Source organism: Antarctobacter sp., from assembly GCF_965277915.1.
Classification (GTDB): domain Bacteria; phylum Pseudomonadota; class Alphaproteobacteria; order Rhodobacterales; family Rhodobacteraceae; genus Antarctobacter.
Window position 1 is genome coordinate 153935 of record NZ_OZ255849.1, and the last position, 15681, is coordinate 169615.

A 15681-nucleotide genomic window follows, 5' to 3' on the forward strand; every position below is an offset into this window, starting at 1 on the left:
GGGTCATGGTTCTGTCCCGGGGTCTGCCGATGAAAAGGGCAGGGCTTGCCCGGGACGATTTGGACCTTATGGGCCTCTTGTTTGACGTTTACATGAAATCAGCGTGATTCCAGAAGGTTGCCCCGGCGGCAATTCCGCCGGGACAGATGTCAGAGCGCCGCCTTGAACAGCGCGGTCAGGTTCTGCTCGGTCAGTTCGAGCGGGTTGCCGCCGCAGGACGGGTCGGTGATCGCGCCCTTGGCCAGCGTCGGGATCGCCTCTTCGGTCACGCCGAGATCGGACAGGCGGCGCGGGATGTTCAGGCCGTCGTTGAGATCCTGCACGAAGGCGCGGAACCCGTCAAAGCCGCCCTCGATCCCGAGGTAGGCCGCCGCCGTGTCGAAACGGTCGCGGATCGCGTCGGCGTTGAAGGCCAGCACCGTGGGCATGCAGACCGCGTTGGTGGTGCCGTGGTGAGTGTTGAAATGCGCGCCGATGGGATGGCTCATGGCGTGGATCGCGCCAAGGCCCTTCTGAAAGGCGGTGGCGCCCATCATGGCGGCGCTCATCATCTGGGCGCGAGCCTCGATGTCCTGGCCGTTGGCGAAGGCGCGGGGGAGGTATTCCTTGACCAGTCGCATGCCTTCCAGCGCGATGCCCTGGCTCATGGGGTGGTAATGCGGGCTGCTGAAAGCCTCGACACAGTGGGCAAAGGCATCAAGCCCGGTGCCCGCGGTGATGAAGCCCGGCATTCCCACGGTCAGTTCCGGGTCGCAGATCACGACCTCGGGCAGAACCTTGGGGTGAAAGATGATCTTCTTTTCATGCGTCTCGGAATTGGTGATGACGCTGGCGCGGCCCACCTCGGACCCGGTTCCGGCGGTGGTCGGCACGGCGACGATGGGGGCGATGACATCCGCATCCGCGCGAGTCCACCAGTCGCCGATATCCTCGAAATCCCAGACCGGGCGCGTCTGACCGGCCATGAAGGCGACCATCTTGCCCAGGTCGAGGCCGGAGCCGCCGCCAAAGGCGATCACGCCATCGTGGCCGCCGTCGTTATAGGCCTTCACGCCCGCCGCCAGGTTCTTTTCGTTGGGGTTCGGGTCCACGTCGGCAAAGAGCGCGCGGCCAAGGCCCGCCTGTTCCAGCACGTCCAGCGTCTGGGCGGTGATCGGCAGGTCGGCCAGTCCGCGATCGGTGACCAGCAGCGGGCGCGAGATGCCCGCCTGCGCGCAAGCGCCCGGCAGTTCAGAGATGCGGCCCGCGCCGAACTTGATGGCGGTGGGATAGGACCAGTTTCCGGTCAGGCTCATTTCGTCACCTTCTTCAAGTGATAGGATTTGGGGCGTGTGAGGTTGTGGTAGCCGATGACGGACAGACCGCCGCCGCGCCCGGTCTGCTTGCAGCCGGTCCAGCAGAGGCCGGGATCGAGGTAATCGGCGCGGTTCATGAAGACGGTCCCCGTCTCGATCCGGTCGCCGACGCTTTCGGCCCGCGCAACGTCCTGTGTCCAAAGCGAGGCCGTCAGGCCGAAATCGCTGTCGTTCATGAGAGCGATGGCCTCTTCATCATCCTTGACCTTCATGATGCCGACCACGGGGCCAAAGCTCTCGTCGCGCATGACGCGCATGTCGTGGGTCACATCGGTCAGGATCTGCGGTGTCAGGTAGGTGCCGCCGTCATCCTCGGGAAATGTATCAATATGGGCTGTCGCACCGGCCTCGACGGCCTCCTTGATCTGGGCGCGGACCTCGGCTGCGAAACGGGCGTTGGCCATCGGGCCGATGGTCGTCTCCGAGTCCAGTGGATTGCCCAGCTTGTAGCCGCGGACCACGGCCAGCGCCTTTTCCAGAAAACTGTCATAGAGCGATTCATGAACGTAGATCCGTTCGATCCCGCAGCAGCACTGGCCGGAATTGAACATCGCGCCGTCGATCAGCGTATCGACCGCCGCATCGACGTCCGCATCCTCCATGACATAGCCCGGGTCCTTGCCGCCCAGTTCCAGCCCGATGCCGGTAAAGGTGCCCGCTGCCGCGCGTTCCATCGCCTTGCCGCCACTGACAGAGCCGGTGAAATTCACGAAGTCAAAGGCCTTGGCGCCGATCAGGTCAGAGGTCGTGTCGTGGCTGAGAAAGACGTTCTGGAACACCTCCTCGGGGACGCCCGCCTCGTGGAAGGCCCGCGCCATGCTTTCGCCCACTAACAGGGTCTGCGTGGCATGTTTCAGCATCACCGAATTGCCCGCGATCAGCGCGGGTGCAACGGTGTTGATGGCGGTCATATAGGGGTAGTTCCAGGGGGCCACGACCAGCACCAGGCCCAGCGGCACGCGCTTGATGTAGCGTTTGAAGGTCGCGTCCTCGCCCACCTGGATGGGGGCCAGCGCCTCTGCCGCGATCCCTGCCATGTAGGATGCGCGCTCTTCAAAGCCGCCGAATTCGCCGCCAAAGCGCACAGGGCGTCCCATCATATGCGCCAGTTCCGGGACGATCTCGTCGTTCATCGCGCCCACGGCCGCGACGCCAGCCATGACAAGGTCGACCCGCTCCTGCAAGGGACGGGCGGCCCAGGCCGCCTGCGCGGCACGGCCCTTGGCGGCAGCGGATTTCGCCTCGTCCAGCGACAGCGTGGGGCGTTCGGCAAAGACCGAGCCGTCGATGGGGGAGATGCATTTCAGTGTATTGCTCATTCTGTCCTCTATGGATCGGGCCGGTCGGCCCTTAGGCAAGTTCGAACCCGCGCGCGATCTCGTAGTCGGTCACGACGCGGTTGAAGTCCTCGATTTCCACCTCGGCTGCACGGGAATAATGGGCGACCACCTCTTCGCCAAAGGCTTCGCGCAGCAGGTCGGATTGCATCAGCGCGCTCCGCGCCGCGGGCAGGGTGGTGGGCAGTTCGGGCGCTTCGCCCGCGTAGGCATCGCCGGAAAAGGCAGGGGCCAGCTCCAGCCCGTCCTCGATGCCCTTCAGGCCCGCGGCCAGCATCGCCGCCATCGCGAGGTAGGGGTTCATGTCCGACCCGCCGACCCGGCATTCGATCCGTACCGCCTTTGATCCGTCGCCGCAGAGGCGGAAGCCGGCGGTGCGGTTGTCGATCGACCAGATCACGCGAGTAGGGGCGAAGGTGCCGACCTGGAACCGCTTGTAGCTGTTGATGTAGGGGGCCAGGAAAACCATGTAATCGGGCGCATATTTCAGCAGGCCGGCGACATAGTTTTTCATCAGTGCCGACATGCCCAGGGCGTCGCTCTCGTCAAAGAAGACGGGTTTGCCGTCCTGCCAGAGCGACTGGTGCACATGGCTGGATGAACCGACCTTGTCATGATGCCATTTCGGCAGAAAGCTGGCGGCGTGGCCCTGCTGGTGGGCGATTTCCTTGACCGCGTGTTTTGCGATGGTGTGGTACTCTGCCGTGTCCAGCGCCGGGGCGTACTTGATGTTCAACTCTTCCTGCCCGGTCTCGGCCTCACCCTTGGAGTTTTCGATCGGCAGGCCGGCGGCGTAGAGATGATTGCGCACCGGGCGCATGACGTGTTCTTCGCGGCTGGTCAGCTGGATGTTGTAATCCTCGTTGTAGCCCGACAGCGTCGCCAAGTCGCGGAAACCGGATTTGCGGATCTCGTCAAAGCTCTTCTCGAAGAGAAAGAACTCCAGTTCCGTCGCCATCATCGGGGTGAACCCCATCGCCTCTGCCCGGGCGACCATCTTTTTCAGCATGGCGCGGGGGGAATGCGGCACCTCTTCGTGGGTGTGGTGATCCAGCACGTCACACAGCACCATGACCGTGCCCTCCAGCCAGGGCATGGGGCGCAGGGTGGTCAGGTCCGGCTTCATCACGTAGTCGCCGTAGCCCTTCTCCCAGGAGGTTGCGGCATAGCCCTCTGGCGTGGCCATCATCAGGTCGGTGGCCAGCAGGTAGTTGCAGCAGTGGGTTTCCTCCCAGGCGCTGTTCACGAAATGGGCGGCGTGAAAGCGTTTGCCCATCAGGCGGCCCTGCATGTCCACGATGCAGGCCAGGACGGTGTCCACCTCGCCGGAGGAGACCTGCGCCTTGAGGTCATCGAATGTCATGGGGCCGGGCATCTGGCAGTCCTTCTGTTTGTCTCTCAAAGGGGTGGCCCCGGCGCAGTTGATGCGCCGGGGCCGGGATATGCCCCCGGACACTCCCGGGGGCATGGGGTCAGCCGTAGCGGTAGGGGCGGCCTGCCTTGGCCATGTCCGCGTTGTACTGCTTGAAGATCTCGACAACCTTTGCCTTGGTCTCGGACTCTGCCGCGATCTCGTCCCAGAAGGTGCGCGCGGCGGCCTCGACCTGGTCCCACTCGGCATCGGGGATCGAGGTCAGTTGCATTTTCTCGCCGTTGACGCGCAGCCGCGCCTCGCCGCCCCAGTACCACCACTGGCGGTAATAGTGCGACTGCTCCATGCAGGTGGCCAGCAGCAGTTTCAGGTCCTCGGGCAGCTCTTCCCAGCGGCCCATGTTGGCAAAGAAATGCCCGATCCAGGCGCCGGAAATGTTGTTGGTCAGGAAGTAGTTGGTCACATCCGCCCAACCCACCGTGTAGTCCTCGGTGATACCCGACCACGCGATGCCGTCCAGTTCGCCGGTCTGCACCGCGACTTCGATGTCCTCCCAGGGCAGGGTGACGGGCACGACGCCGAACTGGCTCAGGAAGCGGCCCGCGGTGGGGAAGGTAAAGACGCGCTTGCCCTGCAGATCGGCCAGGCTGTTGATCGGGTCCTTGGTGGCGAAATGGCAGGGGTCCCAGCTGCCTGCGCTGATGTGCTTGACGCCGACCTTGGCGTATTCCTCTGCCCAGATCTCGTTCAGGCCGTACTGGTTGAACAGCACCGGAACATCCAGAGAGTAGCGTGAAGCGAAAGGGAAATAGCCGCCGAAGACCGTGACCTCGGTCGGCGAGGCCATCGAGTCGTCATCCGACTGCACCGCGTCGATGGTGCCCCGCTGCATGGCGCGGAACAGCTCGCCCGTGGGCACAAGCTGGTCGGCGTAGAACAGTTCGATCTGCATCCGGTCGCCGGCGATGGCGTTGAACCGGTCGATGGCCGGTTTCACGACGTGTTCGGCCAGGGCGGCGCCGGCGTAGGTCTGCATCCGCCAGGTGATGGTGGATTGGGCCAGCGCCGGGGCGGCCAGCGGTGCGGCAGCAACGCCCACACCGGCGGTTTTCAGAAACTTTCTTCTCGAAGTTGTCATGTCCGTTCTCCTTGTTGAAAATCTGTCCTCTTTTCGAGGCTTCTGGGGGGTTATTTTCCGTATACGAGTTCCGGCAGCCAAAGCGCGATCTGCGGGAAGATCATGACCAGTGACAGGGCCAGCACCATCACCAGCGCAAAGGGGATGATCGAGCGATAGATGTCCCTGAGGCCGATTTCAGGCGGCGCCATCGCGCGCATCAGGAAGAGATTATAGCCGAAGGGCGGCGTCATATAGGCGATCTGGGTGGTGATCGTATACAGCACGCCGTACCAGATCAGGTCGAACCCCAGCGCCCCAACCAGTGGCACGTAAAGCGGGGCGACGATGACCAGCATGGCAGTGTCATCGAGGAATGTCCCCATGATGATGAAGGACAGCTGCATCAGGATCAGGATCATCCAGGGGCTGAGGCCGAGTTGCTCGGTGAACAGTGACTCGATCGCCCGCACCGCGCCCAGACCGTCGAAGATCGCGCCAAAGCCCAGTGCGGCGAGGATGATCCACATGAACATGCAGGAAATGGCCAGGGTCTGGCGCACCGATGTTTCGAAAACCTCGCGCGTCATGCGGCCCTTGAGGATGGCCGCGATGAAGGCCGCCATCGCGCCGATGGCCGAGCTTTCGACGAGGCTGGTCCACCCCTTGACGAAGGGCACCATCATCACGGCAAAGATCACCAGCGGCAGGATGCCCGCGCGCAACAGGCGCAGCTTTTCGGCCCGGCTGACATTGCGCCCATCCTCGGGCAGGGGCGGGCCAAGGTGCGGCTGCAGCCGGCAACGGACGTAGATGTAGATGATGAACATCGTCGCCATCATCAGGCCGGGGATCACGCCGGCCAGCCACAACTGTCCCACCGGCTGCCGCGCGATCATCGCGTAAAGCACCAGCACGACGGAGGGCGGCACGAGGATGCCCAGCGACGAGCCCGCCTGGATCACGCCTGTCACCATGATCTTGTCATAGCCCCGGCGCAGCAATTCCGGCAGGGCGATGGTGGCGCCGATTGCCATGCCGGCGACGGACAGCCCGTTCATGGCGGAAATCAGCACCATCAGCCCGATGGTTCCGATGGCCAGACCGCCGCGCACCGGGCCCATCCAGACGTGGAACATGCGATACAGGTCGTCGGCGATCTTCGATTCCGACAGGACGTAGCCCATGAAGATGAACATCGGCAGTGTCAGCAGCGGATACCATTTCATCAGCTTCATGGCGGCGGCAAACGGCACATCGACGCCCCCCGTCCCCCACAGCAGCAACCCGGCCAGTGCTCCGACAAAGCCGATGGCGCCGAACACGCGTTGCCCGGTCAGCAACATCAGCATCATGCCCGAAAACATGAGGATGGCGATCATTTCGTAGGACATCAGATCTCCACCCCGCGGATGCGGCCAATATCACGGAACAGCTCGGCGAGGGTTTGCAGCAGCATCAGGAAGATACCAAAGGCCAGCACCAGCTTGACCGGCCAGAGGAAAGGGCGCCAGGCGGTCGAGGACCGTTCGAGATAGCCCAGCTTTTCGCCTGCCGCCTCGAAGCCACCCGTGAACAGCGCGCCGAAGAACTCGGCGAAATACTCCAGCGGCTGCATCCCGAAATAGCCCATCGCGTAAGCCAGAGAGCCAAGCGCGCCGTACAGCAGGACGACGAGGTAGAACATCAGGAAGAAGACGGTGAAGGCATCGACCCAGGCCTTGGTCTTGACCGACCAGCCGCCATAGAACAGGTCCATCCGCACGTTCGACCCCAGCTGGATCGAGTAGGGGCCGCCAAGGACGTAATAGGCCACCATGACGAACTGCGCGGTCTCCAGCGTCCAGAGCGAGGGCAGGAAAGCCACCTTGGACACAGAGGACCACAGCAGCACGCCCACGAGGACAAAGATCAGGTACATGGCGATGCGCCCGATAAAGCGGTTCATCGCGTCGACGCCATGTACGAACCCCGTGATGATCCTAGGCATCGGTCACCTCCGCGGGCACGGCCGCCAGAGCCGGGCGCAGCATCGCCAGAAGCTCGGTCGCGATGGCCTGAACGTCCTCCGGCGTGGTCAGCAGGTCGTTGCGGACCTCGATCATCACGTTGGGCAATCCGCGCGAGATACCGTGCAGTTTCAGCGAATGGGTCACGCCGTCCTCGGGGCCGTATGGCTTGTTACGGTCGACCTGCCGGTGATCTTCGGGCGCCTGGGCCAGCATCACCTCGGCAAGTCGGCTGTCGCTGTCGTGCAGGATGCCGATCTCGGTCGCGCGTGCCACACCGTGGTAGACAGGGGTAAAGCTGTGCACGGTGACGATGGCCCTTGGCCTGTCTGACAGCAGCCGGTCGACGGCTTTGCAGAAGGGGCGATAGACGGTCTCGACACGCTCGGCCCTTTGAGCGGGTGTCAGGTTTGCGTTGCCGGGGATCTCCACCACTTCCGAACGCACGGGCATCGCGCCCTCGGCCTCTGGCGGGCGATTGATGTCATAGACCAGCCGCGACACGCGTCCGGCCACAAGGGGCGAATCAAGCTCGGTCGACAGGATCCGGGCGAGGGCCAGCGCACCGGGATCCCAGGCGGCATGGCTTTGCCGCCACTCGGGGCGCAGCCCGAGTTCGCCGTAGCGTTCGGGAATAAAGGCCGACGCGTGTTCACATAGCAGCAGGGCGTCGCCCGTGCCTTCGGCATTGATCACGCTGACGGCGGTTTCACAGCCGCCGTGGTCACTTTCCGACATGCAGGTCCCCCTGTTCTGAAAAAAACTCTCCACATTGGTGCGGGTTGTGTCAATATTTCTTCACGAGGCGGCGGGCAGATTCATGCGGTTGACACGCATCGGGGCGCGCCTCGCACAAAAAAGCAGTGTTGGCGATGCAAGGAAACAAGCCGTGACCCAGCCCAGTTCGACCGTCCGGGAATTGATCCGGCAGCACTATCCGGACCTGACGTTGTCAGAGCGCAAGTTTGCCAACGCCCTGTTGGAAAACTACCCGGCGGCGGGCCTGGCCTCGATCACGATCGTTGCGGGGCAGACCGGGGTATCGACACCTACCATCGCGCGCATGGTGCAGAAACTGGGGTTCAAGGGGTTCCCGCAGTTCCACAAGGCGCTGCTTAAGGAACTGCAGGCCAAGGTGTCCGGCCCGACCGAACGGCGGGCGAACTGGGCGACAGAGGCGCCCGAGTCGCATCTGTTGAACCGTTTTGCCAAGGCGGTGACGCAGAACCTCCAGACCACTTTCAGCAACGTGCCCAGCGAGGCTTTCGACGACGCGGCGCACCTGCTGGCGGACACGGATCACACGTTGTTCATCGTTGGTGGGCGGATCACCCATGCGCTTGCGGATTATGCCTTTACCCACCTGCAGGCAGTGCGGCCCCGGGTCATCCACCTGACCTCGTCCTCGGCGACCTGGCCGCACTACCTGCTGGACATGGAAAAGGGCGATACGTTGCTGATGTTCGACATACGCCGGTACGAGTCCAACCTGTTGCGATTGGCGGAACTGGCACGGGAACGCGGCGTCGAGGTGGTGCTGATCACCGACCAGTGGTCCAGCCCGGTGGCCGAGATCGCGACGCATAGTTTCAACTGCTGGGTGGAAATCCCCTCGGCCTGGGATTCCAACGTCTCGACTCTCATGTTGCTGGAGGCGCTGATTTCCGCAACGCAGGAAGAGGCCTGGCCGAACACCAAGGACAGGTACGAACGGTTGGACAATTTGTTCGAGCAGACAAGGCTGTTCCGAAAGCCGGGCGGGACATAGAGCGCGGCCTGCACAAGGTCGCACAGCCATTGCCCGGCACCTCAGCCTCCTGCTTGGTCGCGGTCGGCTCCGCGGCGCGCCAGTCCACTTCAGTGCCGATCTGCGAAGAGCCAATCGCGCTGCAAGACGGGGCTGTCTGAGATTCATGATGTTCTCCCGATTTGTGCCGTCACTGACCGTCACGAGATCGAAAAAACTTTTTCCATCCGTGCTTTCACGGGCGGCGGCCTCGGGTGTTTTGCAAGCGGGTTTCGGCCTTGTCGGTGGGTATTTGACCCCGGTTGCTCGTCAGCCCGGGGGCGTGTCGAGAAGAGCCAGAAAGGAGGTCAGCGCCGGTTGGTCGGGTCCGTCCTTCCAGATCACGCAGACGTCGATCCGTGGCTGATGGCCCTTCAGTTCAAGGTAATGCGCGCCGCTGCGGTTCATCCCGGTCATCGACCGGGGAACGAGGGAAATCCCGAGGCCAGCGGCGACCAGGCCGATGATGGTCTGCATCTGGATGGCTTCCTGGTAAATCCGCAGCGGGCGCCCGTGCTCAGCATAATGATCCGCCACGGCGTCGTAATAGGCGGGGGCGACATGGCGGGGAAAGAAGACCAGTGGCGCGTCTGCGATCCGTTCGAAATCGATAGATCCGGCGGCATTCGCGTCCGTCGGGGCCCATCGGTCTGGAACCACGGCGACCAGTGCTTCGCTGGGCAGTGGGCGATGGGACAGCGAGGGGCGGAATGCCTCGCCGGGTCGGATGATGATGCCCGCGTCGATCTCGCCCCTGGCCAGCGCCTCGAACTGCATGTCGCTGGTGGCCTCGCGCAGGTCGACCCGGACATCGGGGTAGGCATCGCGAAAGCGGCGGACCAGGTTCGGCAGCAGGCTGTAGCTGGCGATGCTGACAAAGGCGAGCCGAAGTTCCCCCATCTCTCCCCGGGCGGCGCGCCGGGCGATGGCGGGCAGGCGCTCTGCCTCAGTCAGGACACGGCGCGCGTGGTCCAACCAGATTGCCCCGGCGGCCGTCAGCGAAACGCTCTTGCGTGTGCGGTTGAACAACTGCACGCCGAGGGCCTCCTCAAGGCCGCGGATCGACATGCTGAGCGGCGGTTGAGTCATGTTCAGCCGTTGCGCGGCGCGGCCGAAATGCAGTTCCTCCGCAACCGCGATGAACTGCCTGATCTGGCGCAGATCCATCCACTTCCCCCTGTTGATATGCCCATTATATGAATGGCGCTCTTTCTATATATTTTACAGCAAATTCGGATTTGCCTAGCCTGATCCGGCCAGCGCTGCCGGAATGGCGCGATGGGTGCAATCGACGGCAGGTGGGGGCGAGTCATGCAGGGGCGGATCGGGCAGGCCAGCGGGAGTGCCACGGCCGGGCTCGGTCTGATGTGCGTCGGCGTTGCCAGTCTCAGCGCCAATGACGCGCTCGCCAAGTTCCTTGTTGCAGACTATTCGCCCGTGCAGATCCTGTTCCTGCGCAACGTGATCGCCTTGCCTTTTGCCATCCTGCTGACACTGAAGATGGGGGGCGCCGGGGCGCTTCGGTCCGGACGGCCGGTCGCGCATCTCGTCCGGGGGGTGCTCTGGATCGCCGCGACGGTACTGTTCTTCACCAGTTTCCTCTACCTCGACCTGGCCGAGGCGACGGCGTTGATCTTTGTGGCGCCCCTGTTCACCACGGCCATCTCGGCGCTCTTTCTGAAAGAACTGGTCGGCCCCCGGCGTTGGCTGGCAGTCTGCCTGGGATTCGTCGGGGTTCTGATCGTCATCCGCCCCGGCGCATCGGCCTTTCAGCCTGCTTCTCTGTTGCCGGTCCTGACAGCTTTCCTTTATGCCCTGCTGATGCTGAGCGCGCGTTGGGTCGATGCCCGCGAAAGCGTCTGGACGATGCTTTTGTACCTGACGGGGGCCAGCGCCTTCCTGAGCGCCTTCATCGTGCCCTTTGTCTGGGTGCCGGTCCGGCTTGGCGACCTGTGGTTGTTCGCGGCGATCGCCCTGTTCGGTACGGCGGGCATGACTATGATGACGCAGGCCTTTCGCCTGGCGCCCGCCGCGATTGTCGCGCCGATGGATTACACCGCGATTGTCTGGGCCACGGCCTTCGGCTGGCTGGTCTGGGGCGAGGTGCCTGACCGCACCGCGTTCTACGGGGCCGCGGTGATCATCGCCAGCGGTCTCTATGTCATCTGGCGCGAACGGAGGGTGGATCCCCTGCAGGGATAGCGGCGGTTCTCAGTCCTCCGGCCCGATCCCGAAATACAGCAGGTACTTGTCGATGGACTGGGCGATCACGGTTTCCGGGTCATCGGGTCCGGGCATGCCGTAGATATGCGTCCGGATGCCGATGTAGACGATTCCGCCGTGCAGGTTCCAGATGTCCTCCATCGTCGGCCGGGTCTCGCCCCGCGCCAGGGCCTCTGTTTCGGCCAGCACGGGGCGGAGAATCACGTCGCCTAGGTGCATCAGGTAGCGGCGGTTCAGTACCGCGCCCGCCAGCCCCGAGGACATGAAGATCCGCATCCAGTCGCGTTCGAAGATCAGCCCGCTGTACTCGGTGTAGAAGGCAAGCAGTCGGGCCCGCAGGGGGACGGTGCGATCTGTCAACCGGTCGGGCCAGTCCGGTGACAGGCGATCCAGGTAGACCTTTTCGTAGACCGCTTCCAAGAGTTCGTCCTTGGTCGCGAAGTAATTGAAAAGAAGGGATTGCGTGACGCCCAGGCGCTTGGCCAATTGCCGCGTGTTGCCCTCTAGCCCGACCTCGGCAAAAAAGCGCACCGCCTCGTTCACGATCTGCTCGCGCCGCTCTTTCGGGGGCAGGCGCCGGCGCGCCGTTCCGCTCTCGGATTCTGCGTTTTCGCTTTCCAACCGACCATCCATCGTTTTGCCTCTGTGACCCCGTTTAGCAGTTTTTACTTGATCTGTTCATCTTTTTATAGATCATGCGATCAACAATAGTGAGCAGATGCTCAATTGCGTCAGGGAGAGGCGCAAGGACAAGACGGGAGGAGATCGCCATGAAGGCATCGGCGGGCGGATATGCCCGGGCCAGGGACGTGCGGCACGCGCTTGACCTGCTGGCCGCGTCCGACGGCATGGGCCGCATCCTGGCGGGTGGGCAAAGTCTTGTGGCCGCGATGAACATGCGGCTGTCCGAGGGGGACATGCTGGTCGATATCTCGCGGATCAGCGGGCTGAGCGGGGTGGCCGACGAGGGCGCCGTGCTTCGCATCGGCGCACTGACGCGTCACGCGGACATTGGGGCCGATCCGTTGATCCGGGCGCATGTTCCCCTGTTGACCGCCGCTGTCGATCACATCGCCCATGCGGCCATCCGCAACCGGGGCACCATTGGCGGGGCACTGGCCCATGCCGATCCTGCCGCCGAATTTCCCGCCTGTATCCTTGCGCTGGGCGCCACGCTGCACGCCGAGGGGCCGGACGGGACGCGGCAGATCGCGGCGGAGGATTTCTTTCAGGACGTGTTCACGACGGCCCTGGCCGAGGACGAGATCCTGACCGGCATCACCATACCCAAGGCGGAAAAGGGGGAGGTACAGCTTCTCGAAGAGGTCGCGCGCCGTTGCGGAGACTACGCGCTGGCGGGAATGTGCCTGGTAAAACGGTCAGCAGGGCACAGGTTGGTGGTGTTTTCGGTCGGTCCGGCGCCCCTGCTGGCAACGGATGCGATGGCCGCACTGGATGCGGGCGACATGGACGGGGCGGTTACGGCCCTGAAGGACGCGCTTGACCCGCCTTCGGACACGCAGGCCAGCGCGGCCTATCGCAAACATCTTGCCGGGGTCCTGCTGCACAGGGCCGTGGCCCGGATCGGGGAGAAGCAGGCATGACGGCAGTCTTTTCGGACAAGGTGGACATCGCGCTGACGGTGAACGGAGAGCCGGTCGAGGGACGCGTTCCGGCGGGTCAGCACCTGGTGGATTTCCTGCGGCAGGCGCTTGGCCTTACCGGGGCGCATGCCTCATGTGAACACGGAGTCTGCGGCGCCTGCACCCTGCGTGTCGATGGCCAGGCCGTGCGCGGCTGCCTCATGCTGGCCGCCCAGGCGGACGGGGCCGAAGTCTGGACGGTCGAGGGGTTGACCGAACAGGGCAGCAGCCGTGATCTGCAGCGGGCCTTCGTGGCGCGAAACGCCCTGCAATGCGGGTTTTGCACACCGGGCATGATCGTCGCGGCCGAGGAGTTGTTGGCGCAGGGCGGAGTCCCCACGCGCGTCGAAATCCGTGAACACCTGTCGGGCAACTACTGCCGGTGCACCGGCTACGAGGCCATCGTGGACGCGGTCGAGGACGTGGCGCGGGCGCGCGCCGGAAAGGGGACGGCATGACCATCGCATTCGGAAATCCCGACCGGCCCAATTCGTACATAGGCAAGACGGTGCCGCGTCCCAACGCGGAGAAACTGGTGCAAGGGCGCGGGCGCTATGTCGACGACATCACCCTGCCGCGCATGGTGCATGTGGCCTTTGTCCGGGCGCCGCTGGCCCATGCCCGGATCATCGGCATCGACACCGAGGCGGCGAAGGCGGTCAAGGGGGTGCTGCGGGTCTTTACCGGCGCCGACCTGGCCGAGGTCTGCACCCCTTGGGTGGGGGTCCTGGCGCATCTCAAGGGGTTGAAATCCCCGCCGCAGCACGCGCTGGCCGTGGAGCGTGCCTGCTGGGTCGGAGAGCCGGTGGTGGCCGTCGTCGCAACGACACGCGCCGCCGCCGAAGAGGCTGCCACGCTGGTCGAGGTCGATTACGATCCGTTGCCGGCCGTGACCGATACGATGACCGCACTTGATGCGGACACGCCGGTCATCCACCCCGACTTGGGCGACAACCTGGCGTTTCGCCGCCTCCACGAGGAAGGCGACGTGGACGCCGCCATGGCGACCGCGCACAAGGTCGTCTCGGCCCGGTTTCGCACCGCGCGCCACACCGGAGTCACGCTGGAGCCGCGGTCGATCCTCGTCGACTGGAACCCGGCCGAAGGGCAGATGACCGCATGGCACGCCACGCAGGCGCCGCACATGATGCAGACCGTGCTGGCCACGCACCTGGACATTCCCGAAAGCCGCGTGCGCGTGATCTGCGGCGACGTCGGAGGCTCCTACGGGATCAAGGTGCACGTCTATCCCGACGAGGTGGCGACCGCAGCGATCGCAAGGGTCATGGCGCGCCCGGTGAAGTTCATCGCCGACCGGCTGGAAAGTTTCACCTCTGACATCCATGCCCGCGACCATGAGATTGAGGCCAAGATCGCCGTTGCCGAAGATGGCAAGATCCTGGCCATCGACGTGGACGACTGGACCGGGATCGGTCCCTATTCGGTCTATCCGCGCACCTCCGCCATCGAGGGCAATCAGGTGGTGAACCTCTGCGGCGGGCCCTACGATTTCGCGAACTACCGTGCGCAGACCACGGTTGTCTTCCAGAACAAGGCGCCGACCTGCCAGTATCGCGCAGTGGGTCATCCCATCGCCGTGGCGATCACCGAGGGACTGGTGGACATGGCGGCCGCTGCCATCGGCATGGACCCTGTCGAGATCCGGCGTCGCAACATGTATGCCGACGATGCCTATCCGGTCACGTCGCCTGCCAAGATGCGGTTCGAGGGGCTGTCGCACCACGCCTCCATGAACAAGCTTATGGAGATGATTGATTACGATGCCCTTCGTGCCGACCAGGAAGAGGGGCGCAAACAAGGGAAGCATCGCGGCATCGGCATCGCCAGTTTCATCGAGCTGACCAACCCGTCGCCCTTCATGTACGGCATAGGCGGGGCGCGGATCTCGGCCCAGGACGGCTGTACGGTGCGGATGGATCCGGACGGCTCGGTCGTGGCGCTGTCCGGTGTGACAGAGCAGGGGCAGGGCACCGAGGCGATGCTGAGCCAGGTGGTGGCCGAGGGCGTCGGCGTGACCCCGGACAAGGTGCGCATCATCACCGGCGACACGCAGGTGACCCCCTACGGCGGGGGCACCTGGGCCTCGCGCGGGGCGGGCATCGGCGGCGAGGCCGCGCTGCAGGCGGCGCGCGCGCTGCGCGGGTCGATCCTCGAGGTGGCGGCGTCAATGCTGCAGTCCGATGCGGCCAAGCTGGACATCCGCGCGGGCCAGGTGGTCGATGCCGACAGCGGCGAAGCGCGCATGCCGCTCGAGGAACTGGGCCGCATCGTCTATTTCCGGGGCGACACCCTGCCCAAGGGCCTGCCCCGCGAACTGGTACAGACCCGGCACTTCATCACCATGGATTATCCCTTTGCTTTCACCAACGGCGTGCAGGCCAGCTATCTTGAGGTGGATACCGACACCGGCGTCGTCACCCTGCTGAAACACTGGTGCGTCGAGGATTGCGGGCGCGTCATTAACCCGCAGCTTGTGGATGAACAGATCCGGGGCGGCATCGTCCAGGGGCTGGGCGGCGCGCTCTACGAGGAGATCCACTATGACGAGGACGGCCAGCTTCTGAACGGGTCGATGGCGGATTACCTGGTGCCGATGGCGGGCGAGATGCCGGACATGCAGATCGGCCACGTCGAGACCCCCACCGGCGAAAGCGAACTGGGCGCCAAGGGGGCCGGAGAGGCCGGCACCGCCGGGGCTCCGGCCGCCGTCATGAATGCCATCAACGACGCCCTGCGCCCGTTCGGCGCGCAGGTGACCGAAATGCCTTTCACGCCGGAACGCATCCTGCGTGCCCTGGGCAAGATCGACGACTGAACC

The 15681-nt window shown here is 64.2% G+C and carries 14 protein-coding genes; 5 read left to right on the forward strand and 9 right to left on the reverse strand.

Annotation, left to right across the window (positions count from 1 at the left end):
* Window positions 1–149: 149 nt before the first annotated feature.
* The 7 genes from ACQY5B_RS01690 to ACQY5B_RS01720 form a co-directional block, all read right to left on the reverse strand.
* A complete protein-coding gene (locus ACQY5B_RS01690; RefSeq protein ID WP_420326676.1) occupies window positions 150–1295 on the reverse strand; it encodes an iron-containing alcohol dehydrogenase in 1146 nt (381 codons plus the stop codon).
* The gene (locus ACQY5B_RS01695) at window positions 1292–2674 is read right to left on the reverse strand and encodes an aldehyde dehydrogenase family protein (RefSeq protein ID WP_420326675.1); all 1383 of its coding nucleotides are present in this window, start codon (window positions 2672–2674) and stop codon (window positions 1292–1294) included. Before ACQY5B_RS01695 ends, ACQY5B_RS01690 begins: the two co-directional genes overlap by 4 nt.
* Window positions 2675–2705: 31 nt before the next feature.
* On the reverse strand, window positions 2706–4067 hold the full coding sequence (locus ACQY5B_RS01700; protein WP_420326674.1) for a glutamine synthetase family protein: 1362 nt from the start codon (window positions 4065–4067) through the stop codon (window positions 2706–2708).
* A gap of 97 nt (window positions 4068–4164) precedes the next feature.
* Window positions 4165–5202, reverse strand: a complete 1038-nt coding sequence (locus tag ACQY5B_RS01705) for a TRAP transporter substrate-binding protein (RefSeq protein WP_305967780.1) — start codon at window positions 5200–5202, stop codon at window positions 4165–4167.
* A gap of 50 nt (window positions 5203–5252) precedes the next feature.
* Window positions 5253–6575 (reverse strand): TRAP transporter large permease, encoded by a 1323-nt coding sequence (locus ACQY5B_RS01710; RefSeq protein WP_420326672.1) that lies wholly within the window; start codon window positions 6573–6575, stop codon window positions 5253–5255.
* The gene (locus ACQY5B_RS01715) at window positions 6575–7171 is read right to left on the reverse strand and encodes a TRAP transporter small permease subunit (RefSeq protein WP_305967782.1); all 597 of its coding nucleotides are present in this window, start codon (window positions 7169–7171) and stop codon (window positions 6575–6577) included. Before ACQY5B_RS01715 ends, ACQY5B_RS01710 begins: the two co-directional genes overlap by 1 nt.
* The gene (locus tag ACQY5B_RS01720; protein ID WP_420326671.1) at window positions 7164–7928 is read right to left on the reverse strand and encodes an N-formylglutamate amidohydrolase; all 765 of its coding nucleotides are present in this window, start codon (window positions 7926–7928) and stop codon (window positions 7164–7166) included. Before ACQY5B_RS01720 ends, ACQY5B_RS01715 begins: the two co-directional genes overlap by 8 nt.
* A 151-nt stretch (window positions 7929–8079) precedes the next feature.
* Between ACQY5B_RS01720 and ACQY5B_RS01725 the strand changes: the two genes are divergently transcribed.
* Window positions 8080–8958: a MurR/RpiR family transcriptional regulator gene (locus ACQY5B_RS01725; protein WP_305967784.1), complete on the forward strand. Its 879-nt coding sequence runs from the start codon at window positions 8080–8082 to the stop codon at window positions 8956–8958.
* 288 nt (window positions 8959–9246) lie between these two features.
* On the opposite strand, the gene ACQY5B_RS01730 is transcribed toward ACQY5B_RS01725, so the two are convergent.
* On the reverse strand, window positions 9247–10143 hold the full coding sequence (locus ACQY5B_RS01730; RefSeq protein WP_420326669.1) for a LysR family transcriptional regulator: 897 nt from the start codon (window positions 10141–10143) through the stop codon (window positions 9247–9249).
* 144 nt (window positions 10144–10287) lie between these two features.
* Between ACQY5B_RS01730 and ACQY5B_RS01735 the strand changes: the two genes are divergently transcribed.
* Window positions 10288–11178 carry a DMT family transporter gene (locus ACQY5B_RS01735; protein ID WP_420326667.1) on the forward strand — a complete coding sequence of 297 codons (891 nt, stop codon included), beginning with the start codon at window positions 10288–10290 and terminating at the stop codon, window positions 11176–11178.
* A 9-nt stretch (window positions 11179–11187) separates the two neighbouring features.
* Here the strand turns inward: ACQY5B_RS01735 and ACQY5B_RS01740 are convergent, their stop codons facing one another.
* A complete protein-coding gene (locus tag ACQY5B_RS01740; RefSeq protein ID WP_305967787.1) occupies window positions 11188–11832 on the reverse strand; it encodes a TetR/AcrR family transcriptional regulator in 645 nt (214 codons plus the stop codon).
* Window positions 11833–11969: 137 nt separating this feature from the next.
* Here ACQY5B_RS01740 and ACQY5B_RS01745 point away from each other — a divergent pair, with 137 nt between their 5' ends.
* The 3 genes from ACQY5B_RS01745 to ACQY5B_RS01755 are packed head-to-tail and all read left to right on the forward strand — an operon-like array spanning window position 11970 to window position 15678.
* Window positions 11970–12803: an FAD binding domain-containing protein gene (locus ACQY5B_RS01745; RefSeq protein WP_420326665.1), complete on the forward strand. Its 834-nt coding sequence runs from the start codon at window positions 11970–11972 to the stop codon at window positions 12801–12803.
* The gene (locus ACQY5B_RS01750; protein WP_420326664.1) at window positions 12800–13300 is read left to right on the forward strand and encodes a (2Fe-2S)-binding protein; all 501 of its coding nucleotides are present in this window, start codon (window positions 12800–12802) and stop codon (window positions 13298–13300) included. Before ACQY5B_RS01745 ends, ACQY5B_RS01750 begins: the two co-directional genes overlap by 4 nt.
* Complete coding sequence (locus ACQY5B_RS01755) at window positions 13297–15678, forward strand: xanthine dehydrogenase family protein molybdopterin-binding subunit (protein WP_420326663.1); 2382 nt, start codon at window positions 13297–13299, stop codon at window positions 15676–15678. The genes ACQY5B_RS01750 and ACQY5B_RS01755 overlap by 4 nt, the downstream gene beginning before the upstream one ends.
* Window positions 15679–15681: the final 3 nt, after the last annotated feature.